Source organism: Lewinellaceae bacterium, assembly GCA_020636135.1.
In the GTDB taxonomy this organism is placed as follows: domain Bacteria; phylum Bacteroidota; class Bacteroidia; order Chitinophagales; family Saprospiraceae; genus JAGQXC01.
In genome coordinates this window covers 2,346,469-2,358,298 of record JACJYK010000001.1, presented here as the reverse complement: position 1 = coordinate 2,358,298, position 11,830 = coordinate 2,346,469, and the positions used below count along the sequence as shown (strand labels likewise).

The following is an 11,830-nucleotide window of genomic DNA, read 5'->3' as shown; positions in this document are numbered from 1 at the left end:
TTGCTATTCTTCTTCTGCTGTCTGGTAAGATTCAATGAGCGATAAAACCGCGGGTAATAAAGCAGAAATCACTTTACTGGCAACACGTATTCCTTCCACGATTGGTTTTGGTGAATGCGAAGCTTGATCCTGATCCGAATCGGCAAAAGCGTGTTCGCCATGCTTATCACCAGCTGTAAATTTTTTAACGCCCCAAGCTACCAGGCCGCTTACTCCCAAGGGAAGCAGGTAATGTAAAAACGCCTGACGCCCGGCATTAGCCAGATTTTCCTGGATGAGTCCGCGGGTATGGGCTGACTCTATTTTCAGCTGTTTTTTAGCTGTTGCCAGATCTTTTAATGTGCGGATGCGCTCAGGTTTCATTTTGATTTCGTTGTCTTTCTTCTTCAGACTCAAAAAAAGCATCGAGGACGATACGCAGGACGATATTGGTGATCCATTTCTCCCGGTTATAATAGATGATTACGGCCAGGATCAGATAAACTCCTCCAACCAAAAAATAAGCCTGGGGGGCAGATCCTAAAACACCGGCAAGCCAGGTAATGACACCCAGAGAAAGAATTAAAACAATAATTCCAAACAGGGATGCGATGATGGCCAGGGTAACCAACGGTCCGGTGATTTTCGCAATCCTTTCTGCTACTTCAAGCCGTAGGTATTCACCTTGTTGTTGGATGTATTGCCGGGCGTACTCCACTGCTTCACCGGCTGATTCCATTACTTTTTCATCCTTGTCCTTCATTGCAGATTCCATTTTCCTGGCAGACCAGTGGTGACCCGGAATGTAACCGGGCCACCACTTCCTGCTAACTTTTGCACTAAGAATCTCTTAGTTTTAGGGATGCCTCAAAAACCGGTCAAAAGATTTTTCTTTTTCAGGCTTTTGCCTTTACATTATTCGGTGTAACGACTTCTTCTTTGTGCTGTGCTTTTTTTACACCAGCCTCAAAGCTTTCTTTGGCATGAGCCAACATGTCATGCGTCCTGTCGGATGCTTTATTCAGATAAGTTTGTGCCTTATCCGCTACATCGGTAATTGCGCTCTTAGCTTCTTCAGCCAATTCATGCATCCTTACATTGGCCTCATCTGCTCTGCGCTTGATTTCTTTGACGGCTCTCTTACGAGATTTGCGTCCATCGTCCGAGTTCAGATAATAACCGGCAATTCCTCCGGCCAGTGCTCCAAACCCAACGGCTAATAAAATTTTTGAACTATCTTTCATGGCTCCAGAGTTTTGGTGACTAAATTCATTTTAATGTTCCTTTGTGTTCCACTTTGCCTTGAATTTCATGCTCTTCCACAATCCTAGATATATAAGCAAAATACCGTTTGCAATGATCTAAGTCGTGAGAGTAAGAGACAGGAATCAGTTTAATTGGAGAACTATTGTTTTCACTAAAGGACACAGTATTCTAACAGGGTCACACCTGGAAATGTTGTTAGAAATGGCTACTTATTTGTCCGAACCCTTCTATTGACAGAACGAAAATGATGTTCAAAAGACATCCGGCAGTCAACTAATCAGGGCCATGGATTAATGATGTTTTTATGTAATATTCAATATATTTTACCCATCCCATCAGTGCTATTCCAGCGAGTCAAAATTCAGAATTTTACCAATAAACCCGCGGAATAAGCATTAAATACCATTACTGCGTCCATAGAACTGGTGATACACCCTATGTCATGATACAGATGGCTTTTGAATAGCAAGTTCAACTGCTTTAACAAAAGTTTAACCACTTTAGTAAGAATTAAAACTAACTATATTAATAGTATAACTATTATTTTTATCCCACAAATTAAAATCGATATGAATCATCCGAAACCGTTTACTTTAAAGAATAGTTTACCACAGGACTTACCGGCAAGTATTGTCGTGTTCCTGGTCGCATTGCCTCTCTGCCTTGGCATCGCTCTGGCTTCGGGAGCTCCTTTATTTGCAGGCATCATCGCCGGAATCGTCGGTGGAATCGCCGTAGGAGCCTACAGCGGATCTCCACTTGGAGTCAGCGGACCGGCAGCTGGGTTGGCCGTCATCGTATTTACAGCCATCCAGGAACTTGGATCGTACCAGGTATTCCTGGTCGCCGTGGTTTTAGCCGGCATCTTCCAATTTATTCTGGGTGTATTAAGAGCCGGGATCATTGGTTATTATTTTCCCACGTCAGTCATTAAAGGTATGCTGGCTGGTATTGGATTGATCATTATTCTTAAGCAAATTCCACACGCCACCGGATACGATGCGGATTATGAAGGTAATATTGCCTTTGCCAACCCGGATGGATACAATACATTCTCTGAGCTTAGTCATATGCTGGGTTATATCAGTCCGGGTGCCATTGTGATTACCCTGATCTCACTGGCCATCATGATCTTGTGGGAACAGCCGTTCATCAAGAAACTAAGCATGACCAAATGGGTCCAGGGTCCCCTGGTTGCGGTCATCACCGGCATACTATTAAACAAAATCTTCCAGACCACTTCGTTATTCGGGTTGAGGACTGATCAAATTGTCAGCATCCCGGTGGCTGGAAGTTTTAGTGGATTTATCGGGTTATTCACCTTGCCCGATTTCAGCGCATTGGCTAATCCCCAGGTATACATTATCGCCATCACTATGGCTGTCGTTGCATCCCTGGAGACGTTGCTCTGTGTGGAAGCCACTGATAAACTGGATCCGTACAAGCGTATCACCCCAACCAACCGTGAGCTTAGAGCCCAGGGATTTGGAAATGTTATATCAGGTATGATCGGTGGCCTGCCGATCACCCAGGTCATCGTTCGCAGCTCGGCCAACATTCAATCCGGAGCGCTGACGAAAGGCTCTGCTATCTACCATGGACTTTTACTCCTGGTGTGTGCGGTATCCATCCCTACCATCCTGAATATGATCCCGTTGGCCAGTCTGGCTGCAATCTTATTTGTAGTAGGCTATAAATTATCCAAGCCGGTATTATATCGTCAGATGTGGAAGGAAGGTTATGCCCAGTTTATTCCGTTCATGGTAACCATCATAGGCATCCTGGTGACCGACTTACTGGTAGGTATTGCGCTGGGTATGGGTGTCGCTGTATTCTACATTTTGTACAAGAATTACAAAATTCCCTATTTCGTGCGTCATTCCGATGGTAGCCCCATCCACATTGAACTTGCCGAAGATGTGACTTTCCTCAACAAAGCAACCATACTGCAAACCCTGAATCACTTGCCGGATGACAGCCGGGTCATTATTGACGCTCACCGGTCTGTCCACATTGATCACGATGTACGGGAACTCATCGAAGACTTCAGAACCAATGCACAATACCGCAACATCACCCTGGAAGTTATCGGTATGGAAAACAAAAAGCCTTTACCCAACCCGAAGGCCGATTTTATCGAACGCATTGCTCCCAATACAAAATCAGTGAAAGAGTCAGCTTTCCGTACGGTTAATTAAGGGCTGAAGACACCACTGAGAACACTCCATATTTTCGCTATAATCTAAAGAGCCGGGCTAACCCTCCGGCTCTTTTTATTTATTTGGTTTTGTTTCAAATGCACAAAGTGACACCGGAGTGCCAATAAGTTATCCAGGCAATGCATTTATTGGAATTATTCTGCGCGTAACAGATTGTGAGATATGCTGAGGAATCTGAATATGGAGTCCCATACCGATTCCGCTGAAGTCCTCCAACTCAAAAAGATGTCTGGACGTATTTCCTCAACCACTAACAGGATCAGAATCGAACACCAACACCCAGTCGGATCAATACACGACGGGGGAGTATGAGTGTCGTGCTTCCAGTGTCCTTGATAGGAGCAGAGGGAACAATGGAAGATTCGTATTTGATGCTGCTCTGCGTCCAGTTGATGATGGTGACGGGAATATTCACATCTATGAATAATGCATCCGTCAGATCGACCTGAATGCGGGGAACCACATCTAGAGCTACGGAAAAATCCGAGGTGTGTGTATCGTAGAAGTAAGTGGATTCCGGGATTTGACTTTTTGTACTTAACGCAGGATTCACAGCTGCCCCGGCATACAACCGGATTCCATTGGCCGAAACAAATGGATAAGCGTATTCCACCCGTAATCCGAAGGATGCCTGGGAGGTGGAACCGGGGATAATGTGTGACGCTCCGGGCAGCAGCGTGATGTTATCGTATTTTTGGAAACGCAAACTGGTAATCGCGAATTCCAGGAAACTCCCATTTTCGGAAGCCATGAAAAATGCCGGAATAAATCCGCCGATGTTTGTTGTTTTGGTGGTCCCGGTACGAATGGTATCCTCCTGGTTAAACCGGCTGATGGTCCGCTCCTGGTTATCAAACCTCAGGGAAGTGTAAAATTTGAGGCCTTTTTGTGCCTGTAGTCCGATAGCCATCGTCATGGCGAAGCAAAGTAAAATTACTGTTCTCATTGGCAGGAGCATTTATCAGGTGTCAATAAGGTCAGCGTCTCTCCGGTAGTCGTATTTTCCAGGTACATTTTTTTTGATCCGTCCGCCTGGAACTCTACCGAGCCAACATAGTATTCTTCAAACCGGGTTTCCAGACGTTTATGCACAGCAAATTCAATATTTAACCCATCGAAAGTGCCGACGATAAAATTATCCCCTTCAGCAGGTGGGGTCACCCGTTTAAAATGTTTTCCATTCCGGATCCAGTATTCGATGCCTCCCAGGGTTCCTTTTTCCTGGGTATCGCTGGCTTCCTGTCCTGGACGAAATTCATAAACATGGCAGTTTTGTGCAGCATCGCACCAATTGGCGCTGAGTAATGGTAAAATGATCAGGACCGTCTCAACCCCACAGGAAAGACTGGTCATGAAAGTAAAAAGGAGTGCGTATATCAGGTATTTCATAATCAGTCTCGTATGGCTTGCAGCGTTTGATCTTTAAACTGGCGAATGCGGTACTGGATATCCGGGAGGTCGCGTATCATATCACTGACAATCTCCTTACGCAGTGCATCCAGTTTGGATTTCCATTCATTGGCTTCTTTAGACTTGGCAGCCTGCAGATAGTGATTTGTCAATTCGATGAGATCGTTGGAGTCATCCAGAAAGATACGGTCATGAAAACGGACTACATCGTCCAGTAAGCGTTCGGCTTCCTGGCATTCCTGGCCTTGCCAATAAAGGCAAAAATCGGTTTGATACTGACTGCGATTGTTCTTCAGGTCTTCAATAATGGTATTGTAGGCCTGAATTTTATCGGCAAAGTCCTGTAAATGTCCATTGAGGGATGCAGCAACATCCGCACTTTTTTTCATCTGTTCTTTTAGCACCAGCCAATTATCCATACCGGAAATCTGACTGTTGAGGTCCTGGGCAACAAATAAGTATTTATCCATTTTGGTACTGAGATCATCCCGGATGGATTTCTTTTCTTCCGCATGCAGTTGATTGAATAATTCTTCCGCAGCTTCCTTGCGAGACTGATTATCATCGATACGTGCTTTTCGCATGGTGACTTCAGCCTGCCGCATCTTCTCGGAGGTACCGCTCAATGCATTCATAGTGACTTTGATCCGGAACTCGCCGGAAGCATCATCATACAACAATGTACCCCTGAAGAAGGCTTCCGCATGTGCAGATTGCAGGCCCTCCTTCATGGCTACCGTATAGGCCTGGCCTTCCTTTTGAACCATTTCATTGGCCTTCTCATGTTCTTTCACAATGGCCAGGTCGCGGCGATCCAATACACGGTATAATTCCTTGTGACGAAGTAATTCATCCTCAAAGTCTTCGGTCAACCAGGCTGCCTGTTGTGAATAGTCGGCTGGCTCCGCTTCAAAGTCCCACACATAGGTAGCTAAGGGAGGCAGGTTGTTTTGACCATCAAGGAAAGGGGCAGCTAAAATCAAGGTTAGGTAAATAGCCAAACGGATCATACGTGTTCTAACTAGATATTATCAAAAATATAAAAAAAATATGGAAGACTGCAAACACGGAATTCTGAGCAGGGTAGTGGACTGGCCGGGCTTGAACTTTGGATTAGGGTCAGATGATGTTTTAAACGTGTTACCTGGTCTCCGTTAAAATAAAAGGAAGAGCCGGAAAGGCCGGTTTTACTGGCACTTCAGCGTTAGTTCAAACTCGTTGGGATGGACCACCTGCTGAAATTGGCAGGTATCCTTGCCTTGGATAAGCTGGAAGGTATGCGTGCCGGTCGGCATCTCCACCTGGATGATATTCAGTGCTTTGGAGGCATTCCAGGCGCTGAGTGATTTGGTATCAATCAATACCTGGGCATTCCTGACCGATCGATCCAGAATCAACTTCATCTGCTGAAAGGTGGTTCCAGCCGGAGGACGGGCATTGACTAAAGGTTGATCGTTAGTCCCGGCGTCCTGAGGTGTATTCTTTTCAGACTCCTTCTTTCCGGAAGCGGGCCCTGCAGGAGTTGAACCGGATGATGCACCATTCGCTGGCTCAGAAGGGGAAATGGATTGAACGGGTTGTTCGAACAGGCTTGTATCTATCTTATTGTCAGAAACTTGTGAATTATCATTTCCAGTCCTGCCTGATATGCCGGACCAGGCAAACCATCCAACTATGGCAACAACAGGAATCAGTGCCCACAACCACCAGTTCTTCTTTTTTGGCTGTGGTGGAGAGGGTGGATACAGCGTCACCGCCGGTTGGGTTGTCGCAGCTGCAGTTGCCATCGGTGGAACCTGGCTAAAACCTGCCGGGGCTGATTCAACGACCGGCTGAGTTACCGGACTTACCGGATTCATTTGATTCAACGGGTGCGCATCCAGCCTCTTCTTGACGGCCTGAAACAGAATATCGAAATCGCTTTCCGTATGCAATTGAATGTTGAGTGTATTGATATCCTTCAGGATACTGGTTAGCTTGGCAATTTTAGACCGGATGTTTTGGTACAGATTGAGATCATCGGTGATGCCCTCGATGTTCGAAATGGAATCAAGATCACGGATTTTATTCTCCAGTTCCTTGGTTTGGTTCTCCCAGTATTTGACCAGGTCCAGCCGGTTAGTGGATTTGGCAATATTAACTTCATCCAGGACGACCGGAAATATGCGCTCCAGAATGTTCTTGTTTTCGTAGATCTGCAAAAGTTCAAACATGCAGTATTCAGAGTGCAGGTATTTGTTGCTTACCACAATGATTATGGCATCAGCTTCACCCAGCCGCTCCATAAATGCATTGATGCTCTGCCGGTAGCCGAGATCCTTTTTATCCAGGGTAATATCGATGCCTTCTTTAGCAAACTTGTGCATGATCTTCTGAACCAGCTGCTCACTCTCTCCGCCCCAGGCATGTGAAATGTATATAGAAGGTCTGCTTACTACGGTCATGGTCAGTATTTTTCGTAAGTCTGCTTGAATATGTCCTGATCAATGGCATAATACTCGCCGCGTACGCCTCTCATCAGGTAGTCTCCGGCTTTCGCATGAAGGATGCCTTCGATGGTTTCTACTTCAAAGGGTTCATTGATCTGGACTGCCTGCACCGGAATTTCCTTTTTGACCACTTTTTCAAAGGGCAGGTCCCACTTTTTACTCTGTGTGATGCGCAGGATATGATCTTTCGCTTTTCGGTTCAGATTGAACTGCTCAGGAAAATGGTCTGGCGCGATGAGCTTTTCTGAAGAAAGCTCTCCAATTTCGGCCAGCTTTGCTATGTTTTTAGCATTGTCCATTGCACATAAATCGATCACCTCCTTCACCGAATAATTTAATCCCAGGGTCTCCAGAAAATGCTGATTCATATCCACATTGTATCGCAGATAGCTCAGCGCGTGCTGCCCATTCAGACTATCGTGATGCAGGTCTCCGATTTCTGAGTCAATCCGGATGGCAGTAGGGGAGTTGGACATCATTTGCAAAATCAGCTGATTGAAATGATTGGTGTCGTGCATGAAGATCTCAGGCAACAGGGCAGCCCATGTCAACAGGCTCGTACGTGAAAAATTTTGATTCCGGTAAGTCTTGGAGAGGTTCCCGGTACCCACTGAAGCCAGGAGCAGATCATCCGGTCCCATTTTCCAGTGAAATGGGAAACCCTTGAGTGTCGCAATAAGAAATAGTTGCAGTGAAGGGTTATTCGCCATACTTACCCCTCCATCGATGAAGACTCCTTTTTCATCAGGACCTACTTCGAGGACCAGAGGCAGAAAATAAGTTGGGGCAGCGGTGCTGGCCCGTACAACCTGCCAGAGCGGAAAGTCTTTATTCTCCTCGTAATATTTACCATCCGGATGGTTGATGATAGGCCAGGTACTAAACGTGTCCGCCCGTTTTGTCACAACGCATAGTCCGGTCTTGATCTTTTCCTGATCGCCCAGGACCACATCTCCATAAAAGCTTCGCAATGCATCCGTGAGAGGCTTGGCATCGTACTTCTCACTTTTTGACAAGTAATTGAGCATATTCTTCTTCTTGCCAAAAATGATGTTCCCGAGTTCGAAATAGGCCTTTTTCAATTCTGCTGCACTCATGCCCATGGCTAGTCCGGCAGCAATAATGGACCCGGTGCTGGTTCCACCGATCAGGTCAAAATAGTCACAGAGCAACAGATCAGGATTGTTATGCTGCTTTCGCAGGATTTCTTCCATTTTTTCCAAGAATCCCAGGGTCAACACGCCCCTTATACCACCACCATCCAATGCCAGAATCCGCTTGGGACCGGGCCGATGTAATTTTTCCAACAGAGGAGATGCCATATTTTCAAATTTGGAAATGAATGATTATAAGTTAAGATAAAGCATTTTTCAATTTCCTAACGTATGACCTGCTTCACCAATCCTTCCCAGATGGGTGTCTTTAAAATCCGTGATGTATTTAAGACCATAACCAAATACCCGATCCATACTGCTGTGTCCCAGCAACAACCATCCGGCTGCAGCAAGCAGCGGAGAAAGACTGATGGTGCCGATCAGGATCAATACCACGGCCAAACCTTTATGATGTACAAAATTATAGAGATAAGCCCCGACCTGCGGATTGACCAGGTACCCGATCATGGACAAGTCTGGCGCAAGCAGCCAAACCAGGAACCACCACCAGGCAAAGCCGGCAGAAGTAAAAAAATACCAACTGAGTAGAAACAAACTGGCCTCTTCAAGCCTGAGAAGTTGCTTCATAACCTGCAATTTCGACCATTACGATGCGATTGACCGAAGATACATTTTCTTTGCCGATGTAATACCTTTGCAGGAAAGGAATGCTATGCAGCGGAATATACCAAACCTGATCAAGTTGATCCTGTTAATCGGATTGATGTTTCTGGACATCTTCCTTCAGGATTTGGGCATAGAGAACGAACGCTTTCGTGATGTGCTGGACAAAGCCATTCAGTATGGCATGGTGGTCCTGTTTCTTCAGCTGTTACTGGCCATGGTAAAGTGGAACTACCTGAGGAGGAAGGGACCTGGTGCAAAAAGCGATAACGTTGTCGTAGGGCTACAGAATGTCTATTTCATCATTGTCACCCTGTTTACGTTATTGACCATCGCTGGATTTTGGTTTGACATCTGGCATCTGCTGACCTCCTTGACTGTAGTGGCTGCCGCCATAGCAATCATCTCAAAAGATTATCTGTCCGAAATCATCTCCGGGATCATCATCACTTTTTCACATGAAGTAAGGATCAACGATTATATCAGGGTAGGGGATCAAAAAGGCAAGATCATTGACATCACCCTAACGAAAATCGCGATGCTGAATGATGACGACGACGTCATTTACATCCCCAATAATCAGGTCTATTCTTCCCAGATCATCAACTATACCCAGCGGGAACTAAAAAAGGTAAACATTGAATTCGAGACACCGGTAGAAGTCGTCGGCCGTATCGAAGACCTGGAGCTGGATCTGATCCATGAGCTGGATGAATTTGACCATTTGATTGTCAAGGATAGTTATTGGCTAAAAGTGGTAGATATCAAGCGGGATCATCTGAGTTTTAAATTCAGTTATGTATTGAAGCAACTTAACCGGGATCATGAAACCCAGATCCGTAAAAAGACGGTTCGTAAGGTGGTGGATTTCATCAACTCCCGGCAGATAGAACAAAGTGCCTCCGACCTGCACGAATAAGCACTGCGGAAGATCCATATCATTGGCATCGCAGGTATACTTTCAGTACATTGCCCCATAAAAGTTAACGTATGGACCAGATCGAATTTCAACATGCCAGCCATCGCGGATGGATCAAGGAGCTCGATTATTTTCAGGATGAAGTGAAGATCTTTCAAAACGAATTGGTGAAAGTGTGGCAGCAAAACATCCAAAGCTTTTCCATTCAGGAGCACATCCAGGAATACCGTGCCATTTTGATGAAAAAACTGATCCACATCGATGATTACCGGCATCAAATCCTGGATCTGGAACGGAAGATCGCAGTCGGTGAATTGGATGATATCGAATCCATTCATGCCGAACTGGCTGCCCGGATGGCCGAATTCAAGGAAGAGTTCGAGACATTAAAAACAACATTCCACCGTTTTGTGGTAAAACACGATTAATTCCTGTTGTGTCTCAGATCATACGTATTTCTGACCCATATTATTCGTAAATAGCTCCCTGATCTATAATTTGACTGCACTAAACGTACCTCAAATGAAAAACATACTGATTGCTACCGATTTTTCTGACAATGCCCGCAACGCCTGGAAATATGCGTGGAAGCGCTTCGGACCCAAGGCACGCTATCATATCGCACACATTGTTACGCCTGTATACGAGCCGGCGGATATACCGGTCATTTCGGCAGTAGCTACCCAAAATAAACGTGAAGTAGCATCCACCTTGCTGGATAAGTGGATTCATGAAATACAGCTTGAACATCAGGGGGATGATCTTACTATTCAATCCATACTAGAGGTTGGCAGTCCGGCTTCTACGATCGTTGAAAAAGCAGACGAGATCAATGCCGACTGCATCCTGATGGGAACCCAGGGTGAACACTCCCGGCTGGACCGGTGGCTGGGCACCATCTCCATGCAGGTAGTGGATCTTGCCGAAACACCCCTGTGGCTGGTTCCCTCCGGTTATAAACCAGAAGGACTCAACACGGCTGTTTATGCATCGGATCTTCAGGCTTCGGATCCTTTCTACATCTGGGAGGCCATTCAGATCATGGACCCGGAACAGCCCATCCTCAAATGTGTGCATATTGGCCACCGCAACCCGGACGATGAACATAAGTGGGGACAGATCCAGCAACTTTTTACGGAACGCAGTCCTACCATCCAAACCCAGTTCCAATGGTTGGAGACGACACAACAAGATATTGCAACTCAGCTGCTCGAATACGTACAATGGAATGAAGCTAACCTGCTGGTGCTGTATTCGCCGCATCGTAACTGGCTCCAACGGTTGTTCCACAGAAGCATTGTTCATGATTTTGAAGGCCATATGACCGTACCAGTCCTGATCGTGCGGTAAATAAATTTGAATCCGGATGCCAATCAAAACCATTACTGAGCCGGAGGATATCCGGTTATTGGTCCACACCTTTTACGACAAACTCATGGTAGATGAGGTGGTGGGACATTTTTTTACTAAAGTGGTTCCAATTGATCTGTCCGAGCATTTACCGATCATCTGCCGGTTTTGGGAAGCTATGTTGCTGGATAATCCCGTTTACCAGGGTAATCCGATGACCAAACATCTGGTAATGGATGGGATTTCACCGCTTGAACCGGAACATTTTCAGCGCTGGCTTGCTCTGTGGGAGGAGACAATTGATGAGCACTTTGCCGGGGCCAATGCTGAAAAAGCCAAAGAAAGGGCCAACAACATTGCTTTACTCATGCAGCATAAAGTCTCGATGCGCCGCAAGACTTCCGACCTGGGGTAAAAGAT

At 45.9% G+C, this 11,830-nt stretch carries 14 protein-coding genes; 5 read left to right on the top strand and 9 right to left on the bottom strand.

All coding sequences use genetic code 11. The features are described from left to right. Nucleotides 1–3: 3 nt before the first annotated feature. From H6570_08935 to H6570_08925, 3 genes are all read right to left on the bottom strand, one after another. On the bottom strand, nucleotides 4–363 hold the full coding sequence (locus tag H6570_08935) for a hypothetical protein (protein MCB9319394.1): 360 nt from the start codon (nucleotides 361–363) through the stop codon (nucleotides 4–6). Beyond that, nucleotides 353–742, bottom strand: a complete 390-nt coding sequence (locus H6570_08930) for a hypothetical protein (protein MCB9319393.1) — start codon at nucleotides 740–742, stop codon at nucleotides 353–355. The genes H6570_08935 and H6570_08930 overlap by 11 nt, the downstream gene beginning before the upstream one ends. Before the next feature lie 133 nt (nucleotides 743–875). Beyond that, complete coding sequence (locus H6570_08925; GenBank protein MCB9319392.1) at nucleotides 876–1,223, bottom strand: YtxH domain-containing protein; 348 nt, start codon at nucleotides 1,221–1,223, stop codon at nucleotides 876–878. 591 nt (nucleotides 1,224–1,814) lie between these two features. Between H6570_08925 and H6570_08920 the strand changes: the two genes are divergently transcribed. Further along, entirely contained in the window at nucleotides 1,815–3,443 is a 1,629-nt protein-coding gene (locus H6570_08920; protein MCB9319391.1) for a SulP family inorganic anion transporter, read from the top strand. A gap of 280 nt (nucleotides 3,444–3,723) precedes the next feature. Here the strand turns inward: H6570_08920 and H6570_08915 are convergent, their stop codons facing one another. From H6570_08915 to H6570_08890, 6 genes are all read right to left on the bottom strand, one after another. Continuing rightward, nucleotides 3,724–4,410 carry a hypothetical protein gene (locus tag H6570_08915; GenBank protein ID MCB9319390.1) on the bottom strand — a complete coding sequence of 229 codons (687 nt, stop codon included), beginning with the start codon at nucleotides 4,408–4,410 and terminating at the stop codon, nucleotides 3,724–3,726. After that, on the bottom strand, nucleotides 4,407–4,853 hold the full coding sequence (locus H6570_08910) for a hypothetical protein (protein ID MCB9319389.1): 447 nt from the start codon (nucleotides 4,851–4,853) through the stop codon (nucleotides 4,407–4,409). Before H6570_08910 ends, H6570_08915 begins: the two co-directional genes overlap by 4 nt. Before the next feature lie 2 nt (nucleotides 4,854–4,855). Further along, nucleotides 4,856–5,884, bottom strand: a complete 1,029-nt coding sequence (locus H6570_08905; GenBank protein ID MCB9319388.1) for a hypothetical protein — start codon at nucleotides 5,882–5,884, stop codon at nucleotides 4,856–4,858. 177 nt (nucleotides 5,885–6,061) lie between these two features. After that, complete coding sequence (locus H6570_08900; protein ID MCB9319387.1) at nucleotides 6,062–7,318, bottom strand: toll/interleukin-1 receptor domain-containing protein; 1,257 nt, start codon at nucleotides 7,316–7,318, stop codon at nucleotides 6,062–6,064. A 2-nt stretch (nucleotides 7,319–7,320) separates the two neighbouring features. After that, nucleotides 7,321–8,685 carry a patatin-like phospholipase family protein gene (locus H6570_08895; GenBank protein ID MCB9319386.1) on the bottom strand — a complete coding sequence of 455 codons (1,365 nt, stop codon included), beginning with the start codon at nucleotides 8,683–8,685 and terminating at the stop codon, nucleotides 7,321–7,323. 48 nt (nucleotides 8,686–8,733) lie between these two features. Then, nucleotides 8,734–9,105, bottom strand: a complete 372-nt coding sequence (locus H6570_08890; protein MCB9319385.1) for a DUF4260 domain-containing protein — start codon at nucleotides 9,103–9,105, stop codon at nucleotides 8,734–8,736. Between the two features lie 85 nt (nucleotides 9,106–9,190). Here H6570_08890 and H6570_08885 point away from each other — a divergent pair, with 85 nt between their 5' ends. The 4 genes from H6570_08885 to H6570_08870 all read left to right on the top strand — a co-directional run bounded on the left by H6570_08885 (nucleotide 9,191) and on the right by H6570_08870 (nucleotide 11,825). Next, the gene (locus H6570_08885; protein ID MCB9319384.1) at nucleotides 9,191–10,060 is read left to right on the top strand and encodes a mechanosensitive ion channel; all 870 of its coding nucleotides are present in this window, start codon (nucleotides 9,191–9,193) and stop codon (nucleotides 10,058–10,060) included. Between the two features lie 71 nt (nucleotides 10,061–10,131). After that, a complete protein-coding gene (locus tag H6570_08880) occupies nucleotides 10,132–10,488 on the top strand; it encodes a hypothetical protein (protein MCB9319383.1) in 357 nt (118 codons plus the stop codon). Nucleotides 10,489–10,582: 94 nt separating this feature from the next. Continuing rightward, nucleotides 10,583–11,410, top strand: a complete 828-nt coding sequence (locus H6570_08875) for a universal stress protein (protein ID MCB9319382.1) — start codon at nucleotides 10,583–10,585, stop codon at nucleotides 11,408–11,410. Nucleotides 11,411–11,426: 16 nt separating this feature from the next. Then, nucleotides 11,427–11,825 carry a group III truncated hemoglobin gene (locus H6570_08870; GenBank protein ID MCB9319381.1) on the top strand — a complete coding sequence of 133 codons (399 nt, stop codon included), beginning with the start codon at nucleotides 11,427–11,429 and terminating at the stop codon, nucleotides 11,823–11,825. Nucleotides 11,826–11,830: the final 5 nt, after the last annotated feature.